This window comes from Mesorhizobium vachelliae, from assembly GCF_033977325.1.
GTDB classification, from domain to species: domain Bacteria; phylum Pseudomonadota; class Alphaproteobacteria; order Rhizobiales; family Rhizobiaceae; genus Mesorhizobium; species Mesorhizobium vachelliae.
Genome location: NZ_JAVIIR010000009.1, coordinates 221,674 through 237,323, shown reverse-complemented (window position 1 = coordinate 237,323; position 15,650 = coordinate 221,674). Strand labels below are relative to the sequence as shown.

Sequence of the window (15,650 nt, the reverse complement as noted above, 5' to 3'; positions counted from 1 at the left end):
CTTAGACCTCGCCGATGTCGATGATGATGTTGCCGTCCGCGTCCGAGCGTGCGCGGTCGCCTGGTTCGAGCACCGTCGTGGCGTCCATCTGCTCCAGGATCGCGGGGCCTTCGATGATAGCGTCCAGCGGCAGCTTTTCGCGGGCATAGACCGGCGTGTCGTGCCAGCGCCCGCCATACCAGACCGGCCGGACCTCGCGCTGTGCTTCCTCGAGCTTTGCCGCGCGCCCTGCCGGATCGATCAGCTTCGACAGGTCGATCTGCGGCCGCACGCCGATGACCGAGGTGTTGAGGTTGACGAGGTTGGCACGGATTTCCGGCAGCTGGACCTTGAAGCGCGCGAAATAGGCCTTTTCGAACAGAAGCTGCAGCGTTTCTCGTGAAACCGACGAGGAGGGCAACGGCACGTTGATGATGTGCGTCTGGCCGACGAACTGCATGTCGGCCGAATGGGTGACGCGGATCGCATCCGGCTTCACCGCTTGCTTGGCAATCAATGCCTCGCCTTCGTTACGGTGCCGTTCCAACAACTCGCGAAGCGCAGCTTCGTCGAGCAGCTTGACCGGCTGGTTGATTGTGTTGACGAAGTCGTGCCTCAGGTCCGCGACCACGCAGCCGAGCGCGTTGGTGATGCCGGGCCGCGCCGGCACCAGCACGCGCGGCAGGCCGAGCTCGCGGGCGAGCGCCGTCGCGTGCAAAGGCCCGGCACCACCGAAAGCGAAGAGCGCGAAATCGCGCGGGTCATGGCCGCGCGAGACCGAGACCATGCGGATGGCGCCCGCCATCTTCATGTTACCGAGCTTCAGGATTGCGCCCGCCGCCTCGACGCCGGAGAGGCCGGTGCGCTTGCCGATCTTCTCCTCGAAAATGCCGGTGACGCGTTCGACGGTGACGGGGTTGTCGACCGCCAGCAATTTCTTCGGCGCCAGCCGGCCAAGCACCAGATTGGCGTCGGTGATCGTCGGTTCCACGCCGCCGCGCCCGTAGCAGATCGGGCCGGGATTGGCGCCGGCGCTTTCCGGGCCGATCTGGATCAGCCCGGCGGCGTCGACGCGCGCGATCGAGCCGCCGCCGGCGCCGACCGTGTGCACCGCCACCATCGGCACATGGATCGGCATCGCATATTCGATCTCGATCTCGTTCGAGACGGCGGGTTCGGCATTGCGGATCAGCGCCACATCGGTCGAGGTGCCGCCCATGTCGTAGGTGACGAGGTCGCCGAAGCCGGCGCGTTTTCCCGTATAGGCGGCGGCGATCACGCCTGAGGCCGGGCCGGACATCACGGTCTTTGCCGATTCCTGCGTGACGAAGCGGGCCGAGATCATGCCGCCATTGCCGTTCATGATCAGGAAATCGCGGGCGTAGCCCTTTGCCGCCAGCTCCTTGCGCAGCCGTTCGACATAGCGCTCCAGGATCGGCTGAACCGAGGCGTTGACCGAAGCCGTCACGCCACGCTCGAACTCGCGCGCTTCCGAGAGCAGCGCATGTCCGGTGGTGATGTGGCTGTTCGGCCAGAGCTCCGCCGCGATCTCCGCCGCGCGCCGCTCATGCGAAGGGTTGGCATAGGAATGCAGGAAGTGGATGACCAGCGACTCGCAGCCGGCGTCGAGCAGTTTTTTGACCGCCTCGCGCATCTCGGCTTCGTCGAGTTGAATGCGGACAGAGCCCGAAGCCTCGACCCGCTCCGACACTTCGAGCCGGAGGTCGCGGGGAATGACGGGGACAAAAGTGCCCGTCATTCCATAGGCCTGCGGCCTTGTGCGCCGTCCAAGCTCGATCACGTCGCGAAAGCCGCGCGTGGTGATCATGCCGGTCTTGGCCAGCCGTCGTTCCAGCACGGCATTCGTCGTGGTCGTCGTGCCGTGAACGATGAGGTCGATGCCGTCGATCGGAACGCCGGTGGCGCCGAGCGCGGCGACCACGCCGAATGCCTGGTTTTCCACCGTGGTCGGCGTCTTGGCGATATGCACCTTGCCGCCCGCCTTGCCGTCGATCAAGAGCAGGTCGGTGAAGGTTCCGCCGACATCGATGCCTGCGACAACATTTCCCGCCGACGCCGAAAATTTCTCATCCATTGTCGAAACCCGAAATGCTAAAACTACGGACATGTCCCAGTTTGGAAAGGTGTTTTATGCCGCGATCTTGACCCGAAGATCGTTTGTATACTAATAACTTTCTGACACAAGGGCTTACTGCTTGGCAGTGTGTGAGAGGCACGTCGGGACCTGACCGTTCGGACGTGCAGGAGAAGGTTTGGCGCCCAGTGCGTTCCATCTGGGCCGGAAAGTTGGGTTGGAATGAACACGACATCCGCGTTGAACGTCGCCGGCGCAAGGCCGCTGCAGTTCCCGATCCCGGCCAATGTCTATGCCGAGACCGTCGTGTCGGTGAAGCATTATACCGACCGGCTGTTCTCCTTCCGCATCACCCGCCCGCAGTCGCTGCGCTTCCGCTCTGGCGAGTTCGTCATGATCGGCCTGCCCAACGCCGAGAAGCCGATCTTCCGCGCCTATTCGGTCGCGAGCCCGGCTTGGGACGATGACCTCGAATTCTTCTCGATCAAGGTGCCGGACGGTCCGCTGACCTCCGAGCTGCAGAAAATTGAGGTCGGCGACACCGTCATCATGCGCCAGAAGTCGACCGGCACGCTGGTGCTTGATGCGCTGACACCCGCAAAGCGCGTGATCATGATCTCGACCGGCACCGGCATCGCGCCCTTCGCCAGCCTGCTGCGCGACCCCGATACCTACGAAAAGTTCGACGAGGTCATCCTCACCCACACCTGCCGCGACAATGCCGAGCTCACCTATGGCCAGGAACTGGTGGCTGGGCTCGAGAGCGACCCGCTGATCGGCGAGCTGACGGGCGGCCGCGTCACGCTCTACAATTCGACGACCCGCGAGGAGTCGGCGCGCATGGGCCGCATCACCGCGCTGATCGGCTCGGGCAAGTTCTATTCCGACCTCGGCATCGACAAGCTCAACCCCGAGACCGACCGGATCATGATCTGCGGCTCGATGCATATGCTGAAGGACGTCAAGGAACTCGCCGAAAGCCTCGGCTTCCAGGAAGGCTCGCTCAGCCATCCGGCAAGCTTCGTCGTCGAACGCGCCTTCGTCGGCTGAGGGGCACCGCCGTTCTGCCGAGTGGCTGTTTTGACCATGCGGTCAAGAATCAGCTGCTTTCGCTGCCTTTTTCCGCTATGACCCACTGAAGGACTCGTGAAGGACAATTTCGCGAGTTATCTTCGGCTGAGGTCGCTGAGTGAAAGGGCAGGAGATGAGCACGATCCGCGAGGCCGGCGCAGGCGCAGGCGCGTCCAAGGTGATGCCGCTGCCGCCGCGCGCCGCCGCCAACACGCCGCTGCCGCTGGAACACGGTATTGCCCGCAATCCCGGCATGAAACTCGATCTCGGCTTCCTGGAATCGGTGCGCAGCGTCAACCGCTCGGCGCTGGAACGTCGGGTCGCGACGCTCACCAAGCGGCGCTCGATCAAGGCCGACGACCAGGCCGCCTGGCTCTTGCGGGCCATCGCCTGCATGGACCTGACAACGCTCAACTCCAATGACACGGACGAGCGGGTGCGCCGGCTCTGCGCCAAGGCGATCAACCCGCTGCGCCGGGATATCGTCGAGGGTCTCGGCATCGCCGATGAGACCATCCGCCCGGCAGCGGTCTGTGTCTATCACCCCTTCGTCGCCACCGCGGTCGAGGCCCTCCGCGGCACCGGCGTCCATGTCGCAGCTGTTTCCACCGCCTTCCCGCACGGCCTCACACCGCTGTCGACCCGTCTGCAGGAGATCGAGGCCTCGGTCAAGGACGGCGCCGACGAGATCGACGTCGTCATTCCGCGCGGCCTGGTTTACGGCGCCAAGTGGCGCGAGCTGTTCAACGAGATCGTCGCCATGCGTGCCGCCTGCGGCGATGCGCATCTCAAGGTCATCCTCGGCACCGGCGACCTTTCCACGCTGCGCAATGTGATGCTTGCCTCGATGGTGGCGATGATGGCGGGCGCCGATTTCATCAAGACCTCAACCGGCAAGGAAAGCGTCAACGCCACGCTCCCTGTCGGCCTTGCCATGGTGCGCGCCATCCGCGCCTATTTCGAGGAAACCGGCTATCTCATCGGCTTCAAGCCGGCCGGCGGCATCTCCACCGCAAAGGTCTCGCTCGACTGGCTGGTGCTGATGAAGGAAGAGCTCGGCCGGCCGTGGCTCGAGCCGAACCTGTTCCGCTTCGGCGCTTCCAGCCTGCTCACCGACATCGAGCGCCAGCTCGAGCACCATTTGACCGGCCACTATTCGGCCAACCATCGCCACGCGATGGCGTAGCACCCACCCTCCCCCTTGTGGGGAGGGTCGCCGCGCAGCGGCGGGGCGGGGGTCGTAAGAACCAGATCAGCCGGTCCAATGAACGAAACCATCAGCCATTTACCCCCACCCCGATCGGCAATGCCGATCGACCCTCCCCGCAAGGGGGAGGGTAAAGGAGGCACCCCATGAACATCCTCGAACGTTATCACGCCATGGAATACGGACCGGCGCCGGAAGCCCGCAACGAGGCCGATGCCTGGCTGGCCGGGCGCGATTTCTCCAAAGCCCTGTTCATCGACGGCGCCTGGAAGGCGGCGGCAAGCGGCAAGACCTTCGAGACCAGCGAGCCGTCCTCCGGGAAGCTGCTCGCCAAGGTCTCGGATGCTTGCGCCGCCGACATCGACGCCGCGGTCGCGGCGGCTGCAAAGGCGCTGCCCAAATGGAGCGCCAGCTCAGGCTACGTCCGCGCAAAAGTGCTCTACGCCATCGGCCGCTCCATGCAGCGCCACCAGCGCCTGTTCGCGGTGCTGGAATCGATCGACAATGGCAAGCCGATCCGCGAGAGCCGCGACATCGACGTGCCGCTGGCGATCCGCCACTTCATCCATCATGCCGGCTGGGCGCAGACGCTGGAGAAGGATTTTCCCCACCACAAGCCTGTCGGCGTCGTCGGCCAGGTCATTCCGTGGAATTTCCCGCTGCTGATGCTGGCCTGGAAGATCGCGCCGGCCTTGGCCGCCGGCTGCACGGTGGTGCTGAAGCCGGCCGAATTCACGCCGCTCACCGCCATCCTGTTTGCCGAGATCTGCGAGCGGGCGGGCGTTCCGAAAGGCGTCGTCAACATCGTCCAGGGTGGCCCTGAGGCCGGTGCTGCCATCGTCAATCATCCCGGCATCCAGAAGATCGCCTTCACCGGTTCGTCGGAAGTCGGCAAGATCATCCGCAAGGCGACGGCCGGATCGGGCAAAAAATTGTCACTGGAGCTTGGCGGCAAGTCGGCCTTCATCGTCTTCGAGGACGCCGATCTCGACAGCGCCGTCGAGGGTCTGGTCGACGGCATCTGGTTCAACCAGGGCCAGGTCTGCTGCGCCGGCTCGCGCCTTTTGGTGCAGGAGGGCATTGCTGAAGCCTTCATCGCCAAGGTCAAGGTCAGGATGAGCCGGCTGCGCGTCGGCAGCCCGCTCGACAAGAACACCGATATCGGCCCGCTGGTCGACCGCACCCAGCTCGACCGCGTCAAGGGCCTGATCGCCGAAGGCGCCAAGCAGGGCGCCGTCTGCTGGCAGCCGGACGCTGCCGTGCCGACGACCGGCTACTATCATCTGCCGACGCTGGCGACATCTGTTTCGCCGGCTAACATTCTGGCGCAGGAGGAGGTCTTCGGTCCGGTGCTGGCGACAATGAGCTTCCGCAACACCGAGGAAGCGATCGAGCTAGCCAACAACACGCGCTACGGCCTTGCTGCTTCGGTGTGGAGCGAGAACGTCAATCTCGCTTTGCATGTCGCGCCGCAACTGAAGGCCGGCGTCGTTTGGGTCAACGGCACCAACATGTTCGACGCCGCCTGCGGCTTCGGCGGCTATCGCGAAAGCGGTTTTGGCCGTGAAGGCGGCCGCGAGGGCATGTTCGAGTACCTTTCGGCCAAGTTGCCGGTCGGCGCGGCCATCAAGCCGGCCGCGGCCGGCTCGGCGCAGCCGGTCGAGCAGGCCGACGGGTTGGCCATCGACCGCACCGCAAAACTGTTCATCGGCGGCAAGCAGGTGCGCCCGGACGGCAATTACTCGCTCGGCGTCGCCACCGCCAAGGGCAAGCTCGCCGGCGAGGTGGGCCTCGGCAACCGCAAGGACATCCGCGACGCCGTCGCCGCTGCCCGTGCCTGCAAGGCCTGGCCGGATGCGACCGCCTATAACCGCAGCCAGGTGCTCTATTATTTCGCCGAGAACCTTTCGGGCCGCGCCGATGAGTTCGCGGCACGCCTCGTCCAGCTGACCGGCGTTACGGCGAAGGCCGCGCGCGAGGAGGTCGAGCAGTCGATCGAGCGCCTGTTCCTCTATGCCGGCCTCGCCGACAAGTTCGAGGGCCGTGTCCATCAGCCGCCGGCTCGTGTCGTGACGCTTGCGCTGCATGAGCCGGTCGGCGTCGTCGGCATCGTCGCGCCGGACAACCAGCCGCTGCTCAACTTCATCTCGCTGGTGGCGCCGGCGCTTGCCATGGCCAACACCGTGGTCGCCGTTCCGTCGGAGCGGCATCCTCTTCTGGCCACCGACCTCTACCAGGTGATCGAATATTCCGACTTGCCTGCCGGCGCCATCAACATCGTCACTGGCCGCAGCGCCGAGCTCGCCGGCGTGCTGGCCAAGCATGACGACGTCGACGGGCTCTGGGTGTTCGCCGATGCCGACACCTGCGCCAAGGCGGAGGCCGATTCCATCGGCAATCTCAAGCGCGTCTGGACCGGCAATGGCCGCACCCTTGATTGGGCATCAGAAGAGGCCGCCGGCGAGGCTTTCCTGCGCCGCGCCATCGAGGTCAAGAATATCTGGGTGCCCTATGGCGACTGAGGCATCCCGGCCTGAGGCACGCCGCGCAGCCGAACCATTTCGGCCGCTGTCGCGAAGGTGATCGCCTCGGGCTTGACGCTCGCTCGCGTGTTCTTTAACGAGAAAAAACATCTTTATCTGTGAAGCGGAAATCTGACCGCACGATGCCGGCTGTCTGGCACACGACGCTAGGGCCGGTCGTCGATAGAGGCGGACGCATCAGAGCAATTCCCGGAAAAGCGTGAGCGGTTTTCCGTCCGGAAAGGCAGCGAGGAGAAAAAACATGGCGGATCTGGCAGGTAAAGTGGTCGTCGTCACCGCGGCGGCGCAAGGCATCGGCCGGGCGAGCGCGCTGGCTTTCGCCAAGGCGGGCGCGACCGTTCACGCCACCGATATCAACGGGCCGCTGCTGGCCGAGCTGGGCAAGACTGCCGGCATCAAGACCCGCAAGCTTGATGTGCTGAACGACGCGGCCGTCGCTGCTGCCTTCGCCGAGATCGGTCGCGTCGATGTCCTGTTCAACTGCGCCGGCTTCGTCCATGGCGGTTCGATCCTCGAGATGAAGGACGAGGACCTCGACTTCGCGCTCGACCTGAACGTCCGCTCGATGATCCGCACCATCCGCGCCGTGCTGCCCGGCATGCTGGAACGCGGCGACGGCTCGATCATCAACATGGCGTCGCTGGCAAGCTCGCAGAAGGGCGTGCCGAACCGCTTCGTTTATGGGCTGACCAAGGCTGCCGTGGTCGGCCTGACCAAGGCGGTCGCCGCCGATTACGTCGCTAAAGGAATCCGCTGCAACGCCATCTGCCCCGGCACGGTCGAAAGCCCGTCGCTGCAGGACCGCATGCATGCGCAGGGCGACTATGAGGCTGCCCGCGCGGCCTTCATCGCCCGCCAGCCCATGGGCCGGCTGGGCACGCCGGAGGAGATCGCCGATCTCGCCGTCTACCTTGCCGGCGCAACCTACACGTCAGGGCAGACCTACAACATCGACGGCGGCTGGTCGATCTGACGAAAGGCTCGGAAAGGGTTGTCGGCGAAGGTTGGATCGAAGCGTCTGAAAATCCTGCCGGTTTGGCCGGCTCGAACAGATGGCGCGCTTGCCGCCGGTGTGGTCGGCGACTACGGTCCGCTGGCTTTGATGGGAATTTGCAAAACCGGCCTTTGGCCGCAAGGTGGAGAAAGTTGAGATGAAGTTGTTGCGCTATGGCGAAGCTGGCAGCGAGAAGCCCGGCCTGCTTGATGCGGATGGGAACATCCGCGACCTTTCCGCTCATGTCGCCGACATCGCCGGCACGGCGCTTCATCCAGCCTCGCTGGAGATGCTCTCCAAGCTCGATCCGAAATCGCTGCCGCTGGTCTCCGGCAAGCCGCGCCTGGGCGCCTGCGTCGCCGGCACCGGCAAGTTCATCTGCATCGGCCTGAACTATTCCGACCACGCCGCCGAGACCGGCGCCACCGTGCCGTCCGAGCCGATCATCTTCATGAAGGCAAGCTCGGCGATCGTCGGGCCCGATGACGACGTGCTGATTCCGCGCGGTTCGGTCAAGACCGATTGGGAGGTCGAGCTCGGCGTGATCATCGGCAAGACGGCGAAATATGTCTCGGAGGACGACGCGCTGGATTATGTCGCCGGCTACGCCGTCGCGCATGACGTGTCCGAGCGCGCCTTCCAGGCCGAGCGCCAGGGCCAGTGGACCAAGGGCAAGTCCTGCGACACCTTCGGCCCGACCGGCCCATGGCTGGTCACCAAGGACGAGGTCGCCGACCCGCAGAACCTGAAGATGTGGCTGACCGTCAACGGCAAGACCATGCAGAACGGCTCGACCAAGACCATGGTCTATGGCGTGAAGTATCTGGTCTCCTATCTCAGCCAGTTCATGTCTCTGCATCCCGGCGACATCATCTCCACCGGCACCCCGCCCGGCGTCGGCCTGGGCATGAAGCCGCCGGTGTTCCTGAAGGCCGGCGACGTCGTCGAGCTTGGCATCGAGGGGCTCGGCCAGCAGAAGCAGACGTTCAAGGCTGACGCGTAAGCGCAGGCTTTTTCGCTGGTCGACCCCCACTCCGTCTCGGCTTCGCCGAGCCACCTCTCCCCCGATCGACGGGGGAGAGGAAAGGCGCCAGGCTTTTTGCCGTCAACGCTCGTCTAGCAACGCTCCCTTCCTTTCCCTCCGGAGGGGGGAAAGGTGGCGCTGCGAAGCAGCGACGGATTGGGGGAACCACGTGGGCAATCAAGGCTCGGCCGATAAGTCACGCCACTCACGGAAGATGCGTGCATGCCGTAGCGTCGATCGAGGAGAGGAAAGAAGCGACTACTTCAGCGCCTTCCCATCCGCCCCGAACCGGTACGTCTTCGCCGCATCCGGCGTCGCATAGAGCACTGAACCCGGCTCGGCATTGTAGACGCCGAAGATGCGCACGGTGATCAGTCCCGCCTTCTCGCAGTCGAGATAGAGGTTGGTGTCGGCGCCGAGATGCTCGGCATGCACGACCGTGCCTTTCCAGGCGCCGGACTTCGTATCGACCGTCAGATGCTCCGGCCGCACGCCGATGGTCTTGGCTGTCTCGCCGAGCCTGGCGCCCTCGATGAAATTCATCTTCGGCGAACCGATGAAGCCGGCGACGAATTCGTTGGCCGGCGAATTATAGAGCTCCATCGGGCTGCCGATCTGCTCGATCCGGCCGGCATTGAGCACCACGATCTTGTCGGCCAGCGTCATCGCCTCGACCTGGTCGTGGGTCACGTAGATCATCGTCGCCTTCAGCCGCCGGTGCAGTTGCGCGATCTCCAGCCGGGTGTTGACGCGCAGCGCCGCGTCGAGGTTCGACAGCGGTTCGTCGAACAGGAACAGTTTCGGCTCGCGCACCACGGCGCGGCCGATGGCGACGCGCTGGCGCTGGCCGCCCGACAGCTCCGCCGGCCGGCGCTCGAGATAGGGCTCGAGCGACAGCATGGCGGAAGCGATCTTGATGCGGCGCTCGATCTCGGCCGCCGGCGTGCCGGCCTGCTTGAGGCCCAGCGCCATGTTGTTCTTCACCGTCAGATGCGGGTAGAGGGCGTAGGTCTGGAACACCATGGCGATGCCGCGTTTCGCCGGCGGCGTGACGGAAACGTCCGTGCCGTCGATCAGCACGCGGCCGGAGGTCGAGTCCTCCAGGCCGGCGATCACGCGCAGCAGCGTCGATTTTCCGCAGCCGGACGGGCCGACGAAGACGACGAACTCGCCATCCGTCACTTCGAGGTCGATGCCCTTCAGCACCTCGACCGGCCCGAAAGCCTTCTTCACATTCTCGATCTTCAGCGAGCCCACGGCTTCGTTCCTGTTCTAGAGTTTCACGGCGTTGCCGCTGCGCACGCTCTCGTCGGCGGCGAGGCAGACGGCGAGCGATTTCACGGCATCGTCCATGTGGCGGGTGAGGTCGATATCTTCACGGATGGCCTTGAGCAGGAAGGCTTGCTCCAGATCGCAGAGCTCCTGGTGGCCCGGCTCGCCTTCCATCGACAGCAGCTGGTCTTCCCTGGCGAATTTGCCGTCGGGCCCGGTCGCGGCGCTGTGCAGACGGATGGTCGAGGTCTTGGTGTGGGTGTCGATGTCGTCGGACTTCACGCCCTCCTTCATCACGATCGAGACGCAGCCCTTGGGCGACATCACGTCCTTCACGAAGAAGGCCGTTTCCGAGATCATCGGACCCCAGCCGGCTTCGTACCAGCCGACCGAGCCGTCCTCGAACAGCACCTGCAGATGGCCGTAATTGTACATCGACGGCGCCACCTCGTCGGTCAGCCGAACGCCCATGCCGCGCACCTCGACGGGTCTCGCGTCGGTGATCTGCAGCATCACGTCGAGATAATGCACGCCGCAGTCGACGATCGGCGAGGTCGTCTGCATCAGCTGCTTGTGCGTCTCCCAGGTGTGGCCGGAGGATTGCTGGTTGAGGTTCATGCGGAAGACATACGGGCCGCCGAGCTTGCGCGCCTCGGCAATCAGCCGGATCCAGGACGGATGGTGACGCAATATATAGCCGATCACCAGTTTCTTGCCGTTGGCCTTGGCGGCGTCGACGACGCGCCGTGCGTCTGCAACCGTCGTTGCCAGCGGCTTCTCGACGAAGACATGGCAGCCGGCCTCGAAGGCCCGCACCGCATAGTCGGCATGGCTGTCGGAATAGGTGGCGATCGCCGCGACGTCCGGCTTCTCGTCGCGCAGCGCATCCTCGAAAGAGCGCCTGATGCCGTAGCGCCCAAGCCCCTCCGGCAGCGGCACGTCGGACCGGTTGACGAGCGCGGCGATCTCGAAGCCCGGATTGGTATGGTAGGCCAGCGCATGGCTGCGGCCCATATTGCCGAGGCCTGCGACGACGACGCGAAGGGGTTTTTCTGCACTCACTTTACCGCTCCCGACGTGATGCCGCGGATCAGCTGCCGCGAGAAGATGACATAGAGGATGAGCACCGGCAGGATCGCCAGCGAGAGCGCCGCCAGGATGGCGTTCCAGTTGGTGACGAACTGGCCGAGGAAGAGCTGGGCGCCGAGCGTCACGGTCTTGGTCGCTTCCGAAGGTGCCAGGATCAGCGGGAACCAGAGGTCGTTCCAGATCGGGATCATGGTGAAGACGGCGACCGTCGCCATGGCCGGCCGCACCAGTGGCAGCACCAGGCGGAAGAAGATCGTGTATTCCGAAAGCCCGTCGATGCGTCCGGCATTCTTCAGATCGTCGGACACCTGCTTCATGAATTCCGACAGGATGAAGATCGCCAGCGGCAGGCCTTGCGCGGTGTAGACCAGGATCAGCGCCGCCAGCGTGTTGACCAGCCCGGTCGCCACCATCAATTGCAGGATGGCCACGGTGCCGAGGCGGATTGGGATCATGATGCCGAGCGCCAGGTAGAGCCCCATCAGCGTGTTGCCGCGGAAGCGGTATTCCGACAGCGCGAAGGCGGCCATCGCCCCGAACAAAAGCACGAAGAACAGCGAGAGCACGGTGACGACAAGGCTGTTCTGGAAATAATGGAAGAAGTCACCCTGGCCGAACACCGTGGTGTAGCCGATCAGGTCGAAGGTCTTCGGCGTCGGCGGTGTCAGCGGCGCGCCAAAGATGCCCGCGCGCGACTTGAACGAGTTCACCACCACCAGGATCACCGGAAACAGCGCGATCACCGTGTAGGTCAGAAGGATCGCATGCGCGCCGATGGTACGGGGAAGCGAACGTGTGGCTGTGCTCATGGCGCGCCTCAGAACTGGTAGCGACGCAGGCGCGTCTGCACGAGGAACAGGTAGACGCAGACGCCGGCGAGGATGATCAGGAACATGATCGTGGCGATGGCCGCGCCCATATTGGGATCGCCGACCTGCAGCTGGAAGCCGAAGAAGGCGCGGTAGAGGAAGGTGCCGAGGATGTCGGTCGAATAGTTCGGCCCGGCAAGCGCCCCTTGCGCGGTGTAGATCAGGTCGAAGGCGTTGAAATTGCCGACGAAGGTCAGGATCGAGATAATGCCGATCGAAGGCAGGATCAGCGGCAGCTTGATCTTCCAGAACTGCGCCATGCCGGTGACGCCGTCGCATTCGGCCGCCTCGATCACCTCGTCGGGGATCGACAGAAGTGCTGCATAGATCAGCATCATCGGGATGCCGACGAATTGCCAGACCGAGACCAGGCTGAGCGCGGTCAGCGCATACTGCTCCTTGCCGAGCCACGGCGTGAAGAAGCTCTTCAGGCCGACGAAATCCATCAGATGCGGCGCCACGCCCCAGATCGGCGACAGGATCAGCTTCCAGGCGAAGCCGACGATGACGAAGGACAGGATCGTCGGCACGAAGATCGCCGTGCGGTAGAAGGCGGTGAAGCGCAGCTTGGGGCTGGAGAGAAGCGCCGCCAGAAGGATGCCGATCGGGTTCTGCACCAGCATGTGGATGATGAAGAACCAGACATTGTTCCTGAGCGCATTCCAGAAATTCACCGACCAGTTCGGATCGCCGAACAGGGTGCGGAAATTGCCGAGACCGACAAAGACCTGGGACTGCTCGACGTTGCGGAACAGGGAAAGCTGCAGCGTGCCGAACAACGGCAGGATCATGAAAGCGGTGTAGACCAGCACCGCCGGCGCCAGGAAGACGCCGACATGCCAGCGGATCGGTCTTTTCGGTCGCGGTTCTGCAGCCATGAGTTCGGTTCCCCGCCGTCTCTGGGTTCCAGTTCAGGTGATGCTAGCTGATGCCTCGATGCACGGCTTGACAGTCCCCTTCGCAGGAAAGACAAGGCCAGCGACAGATCGGCTCCGTCTTCCCCGCGAGATCGAGGGTAAGACCGGGAGGCTGCGCCGACAATCGCTATCTGGGACTGTTTGAACGCCGGCCGGGCTCGCGCCCGGCCGGCGTCGCTGTTTGATGCTCTTACTTCGCCGGCTTGTACCAGCTGTCGAGGCCTGCCTGCAGCTTCTTGGCCGCGTCTTCCGGAGTGACGGTGCCGTTGATCACGTTGGCCGACTGAACCCAGGTCTCGTTCTCGAGGTTCGGTGTGCCGCGCGACAGGATCTGGTAGGTCGAGCGGATCGTCGACTTGCACTTGCCGCGCCAGGAGACGAATTCCTGCGCCAGCGGGTCTTCCATCTTCACCGGCGAGGAGTTCAGGCTGAAGAAGCCCGGCAGCGCGTTGGCGTAGATGGTGGCGAAGTCCGGCGAGGCGACCCAGGAGAGGAACTTCTTGGCCTCTTCCGAATGCTTCGACGCCGCGTTCAGGCCCATGCCGATGTCGGTATGGTCGGAGATGTAGCAGGTGTCGCCGGCCTTTTCGACCGGCGGCGGGAAGGCGCCCATCTTGAACTGCGCCTGGGTGTTGAACAGGCCGATTTCCCACGAGCCGGCCGGGTAGATGGCGGCGCGGCCGAGCGTGAACAGGTTCTGGCTGTCCGGATAGGTCTGCGCCTCGAAGCCGTCGCCGAGATACGGTTTCCACTTCGCCAGTTCCTTGAAGGGTTCGACCCATTGAGGATCGGTCAGCTTCTGCTCGCCCTTGATCAGGGCAGCGCGGCCTTCCTCGCCCTTCCAGTAGTTCGGGCCGACGTTCTGGTAGCCCATGGTCGCGGCTTCCCAGAGGTCCTTGGTGCCCATGGCCATCGGAATGTAGGTGCCGTCGGCCTTGATCTTGTCGAGCACGGCGAAGAACTCGTCGCGGGTCGTCGGCACCTTGAGGCCGAGCTTTTCGAAGGCATCCTTATTGTAGATGAAGCCGTGGATGACCGAGGCCATCGGCACGCAGAAGCTCGACTTGCCGTCATCGGTCTGCCAGGCGGACTTGGCGACGGGCGAGAAGTTCTCCATGCCCGGCAGCGAAGTAAGGTCGGCGAGGTTGCCCTTCTTGAACAGCTCGAGCGACTTGTCGAAGGGGCGGCAGGTGATCAGGTCGCCCGCCGAGCCGGCGGCGAGCTTGGCGCCCAGCGCCGCGTCATACTCCGTCGGGGCCGAAGGCGCGAACACCACCTTGATGCCGGGATTCTTGGCTTCGAAGGCCGGGATCAGCTTGTCCTTCCAGATGGTCAGGTCGTCGCCGCGCCAGCTTTCGATGTTGAGCGTCACGTCCTCGGCCAGAGCCATCCCGGTCGTGCCGAGGATGCCCGTGCCGAGGATGCTTGTGCCGAGCAGAAGGGCCGTCAGTAGTTTGGTCTTCATCTTCAGTCTCCCTGTTGACCTTTTTCAGGTTCGGTTTTGATGAGAACAGGGGCTCAGCGCCCCTTGCTCCCCTCGATCGCGGAAAGCGCCGGCCGAAGCTTCTGGCCGGCTCCTTCCAGTATCTTCTCGGCCGCGTCGGCGTTGGCGGCGCCCGCGGCGAGCAGAATGGCGGTTTTGACGACACCACCGCTCTCCTCGAGCAGGCGGGCGGCGTCGTCGCGGCTCTTGCCGCTGATGGCGGCGACCATGCGCACGGCGCGGTCGCGCAGCTTGATGTTGTCGGCGGTGAGATTGACCATGTAGCCGTCATGGACATGGCCGAGATGGATGGCGGCTAGCGTCGACAGCATGTTGAGCGCGATCTTCTGCGCGGTCCCTGCGCCCATGCGCGTCGAGCCGGCGATCAGCTCCGGCGGGGTTTCGAGCAGGATGGCGACGTCGGCCTGTTTGAACAGCACGGCGCCCCGGTTGTTGGCGATGGCGATGGTGGCGGCGCCGCGGCTGCGCGCGTCCTGGAGCGCCTGGACCGCATAAGGGGTCGAGCCGCTGGCGGAAATGGCGATCAGGCAGTCGCCCTTGCCGATGTCAGCCGCGGCGACGGCCGCCGATGCTTCATCGGTGTCGTCCTCCGGCCCGCCGGCCAGCGTGCGGAAGGCTTCGTCGCCGCCGGCGATCAGGATGGCGATGCGATCGCGTGCGATGCCGAAGGTGCCGGGCAGTTCCAGCGCGTCGGCAACCGCCATCAGGCCGGAGCTGCCGGCCGCCGCATAGGCGAGCTTGCCGCCGCTCTTCAGTTGCTTCGCGATGAGTTCGGCGGCAACGGCGATCGCCGGAATGGCGCCGTGCACAGCCTTGCTGGCCTCGATCTGGGCATTGGCCAGGAACGCCAGAATGGCTTCCGGGGCCTGGACGTCCAGCCCCTCGGCATTCTGGTGGAGCGCCTCCGTGCGCGTCTCGGCCATCCGTTTTCCTCCAACTGAGCGAACAATACCAAAAAAATACCACTTGTCCACACGCATTAACGAATTTCGGATCGGGGAACTCGCTTGCCGGCAAATTAACGTGGGTTTTCAATAAAATACGGCTTAATCTTTTTTGAACCGAAATTAACCCTTGGCTATTGGT

12 protein-coding genes are annotated in these 15,650 nt (G+C 64.3%); 5 read left to right on the top strand and 7 right to left on the bottom strand.

Going from position 1 to position 15,650, the window contains the following annotated elements; translation table 11 throughout:
• Window position 1: 1 nt before the first annotated feature.
• Window positions 2-2,074 (bottom strand): hydantoinase/oxoprolinase family protein, encoded by a 2,073-nt coding sequence (locus tag RFM41_RS20420; protein WP_320250281.1) that lies wholly within the window; start codon window positions 2,072-2,074, stop codon window positions 2-4.
• Between the two features lie 222 nt (window positions 2,075-2,296).
• On the opposite strand from RFM41_RS20420, the gene RFM41_RS20415 reads away from it, so the two are divergent.
• The 5 genes from RFM41_RS20415 to RFM41_RS20395 all read left to right on the top strand — a co-directional run bounded on the left by RFM41_RS20415 (window position 2,297) and on the right by RFM41_RS20395 (window position 8,892).
• Window positions 2,297-3,124, top strand: coding sequence for a ferredoxin--NADP reductase (locus RFM41_RS20415; RefSeq protein ID WP_320250282.1), 828 nt, complete (start codon window positions 2,297-2,299; stop codon window positions 3,122-3,124).
• Window positions 3,125-3,278: 154 nt separating this feature from the next.
• Window positions 3,279-4,331: a deoxyribose-phosphate aldolase gene (deoC, locus tag RFM41_RS20410; protein WP_320250284.1), complete on the top strand. Its 1,053-nt coding sequence runs from the start codon at window positions 3,279-3,281 to the stop codon at window positions 4,329-4,331.
• Between the two features lie 167 nt (window positions 4,332-4,498).
• On the top strand, window positions 4,499-6,874 hold the full coding sequence (locus tag RFM41_RS20405; RefSeq protein WP_320250285.1) for an aldehyde dehydrogenase family protein: 2,376 nt from the start codon (window positions 4,499-4,501) through the stop codon (window positions 6,872-6,874).
• Window positions 6,875-7,136: 262 nt separating this feature from the next.
• The gene (locus RFM41_RS20400; RefSeq protein ID WP_320250287.1) at window positions 7,137-7,868 is read left to right on the top strand and encodes an SDR family oxidoreductase; all 732 of its coding nucleotides are present in this window, start codon (window positions 7,137-7,139) and stop codon (window positions 7,866-7,868) included.
• A gap of 178 nt (window positions 7,869-8,046) precedes the next feature.
• Window positions 8,047-8,892 carry a fumarylacetoacetate hydrolase family protein gene (locus RFM41_RS20395; protein ID WP_320250289.1) on the top strand — a complete coding sequence of 282 codons (846 nt, stop codon included), beginning with the start codon at window positions 8,047-8,049 and terminating at the stop codon, window positions 8,890-8,892.
• Between the two features lie 279 nt (window positions 8,893-9,171).
• Here RFM41_RS20395 and RFM41_RS20390 read toward each other — a convergent pair whose 3' ends face one another.
• From RFM41_RS20390 to RFM41_RS20365, 6 genes are all read right to left on the bottom strand, one after another.
• Window positions 9,172-10,170 (bottom strand): ABC transporter ATP-binding protein, encoded by a 999-nt coding sequence (locus tag RFM41_RS20390; protein WP_320250291.1) that lies wholly within the window; start codon window positions 10,168-10,170, stop codon window positions 9,172-9,174.
• A gap of 15 nt (window positions 10,171-10,185) precedes the next feature.
• Window positions 10,186-11,247, bottom strand: a complete 1,062-nt coding sequence (locus tag RFM41_RS20385) for a Gfo/Idh/MocA family protein (protein WP_320250293.1) — start codon at window positions 11,245-11,247, stop codon at window positions 10,186-10,188.
• Window positions 11,244-12,083 carry a carbohydrate ABC transporter permease gene (locus RFM41_RS20380; RefSeq protein WP_320250294.1) on the bottom strand — a complete coding sequence of 280 codons (840 nt, stop codon included), beginning with the start codon at window positions 12,081-12,083 and terminating at the stop codon, window positions 11,244-11,246. Before RFM41_RS20380 ends, RFM41_RS20385 begins: the two co-directional genes overlap by 4 nt.
• Before the next feature lie 8 nt (window positions 12,084-12,091).
• Window positions 12,092-13,021 carry a carbohydrate ABC transporter permease gene (locus RFM41_RS20375; protein ID WP_320250295.1) on the bottom strand — a complete coding sequence of 310 codons (930 nt, stop codon included), beginning with the start codon at window positions 13,019-13,021 and terminating at the stop codon, window positions 12,092-12,094.
• A 229-nt stretch (window positions 13,022-13,250) separates the two neighbouring features.
• Window positions 13,251-14,525 (bottom strand): ABC transporter substrate-binding protein, encoded by a 1,275-nt coding sequence (locus RFM41_RS20370; RefSeq protein ID WP_320250296.1) that lies wholly within the window; start codon window positions 14,523-14,525, stop codon window positions 13,251-13,253.
• A gap of 53 nt (window positions 14,526-14,578) precedes the next feature.
• Window positions 14,579-15,487, bottom strand: coding sequence for an N-acetylmuramic acid 6-phosphate etherase (locus RFM41_RS20365; protein WP_320250298.1), 909 nt, complete (start codon window positions 15,485-15,487; stop codon window positions 14,579-14,581).
• Window positions 15,488-15,650 lie beyond the last annotated feature (163 nt).

Coding starts and splice junctions, on each gene's coding strand:
- RFM41_RS20420 (WP_320250281.1), bottom strand. CDS start 2,074: ATGGATGAGAAATTTTCGGCGTCGGCGGGAAATGTTGTCGCAGGCATC.
- RFM41_RS20415 (WP_320250282.1), top strand. CDS start 2,297: ATGAACACGACATCCGCGTTGAACGTCGCCGGCGCAAGGCCGCTGCAG.
- deoC (WP_320250284.1), top strand. CDS start 3,279: ATGAGCACGATCCGCGAGGCCGGCGCAGGCGCAGGCGCGTCCAAGGTG.
- RFM41_RS20405 (WP_320250285.1), top strand. CDS start 4,499: ATGAACATCCTCGAACGTTATCACGCCATGGAATACGGACCGGCGCCG.
- RFM41_RS20400 (WP_320250287.1), top strand. CDS start 7,137: ATGGCGGATCTGGCAGGTAAAGTGGTCGTCGTCACCGCGGCGGCGCAA.
- RFM41_RS20395 (WP_320250289.1), top strand. CDS start 8,047: ATGAAGTTGTTGCGCTATGGCGAAGCTGGCAGCGAGAAGCCCGGCCTG.
- RFM41_RS20380 (WP_320250294.1), bottom strand. CDS start 12,083: ATGAGCACAGCCACACGTTCGCTTCCCCGTACCATCGGCGCGCATGCG.
- RFM41_RS20375 (WP_320250295.1), bottom strand. CDS start 13,021: ATGGCTGCAGAACCGCGACCGAAAAGACCGATCCGCTGGCATGTCGGC.
- RFM41_RS20370 (WP_320250296.1), bottom strand. CDS start 14,525: ATGAAGACCAAACTACTGACGGCCCTTCTGCTCGGCACAAGCATCCTC.
- RFM41_RS20365 (WP_320250298.1), bottom strand. CDS start 15,487: ATGGCCGAGACGCGCACGGAGGCGCTCCACCAGAATGCCGAGGGGCTG.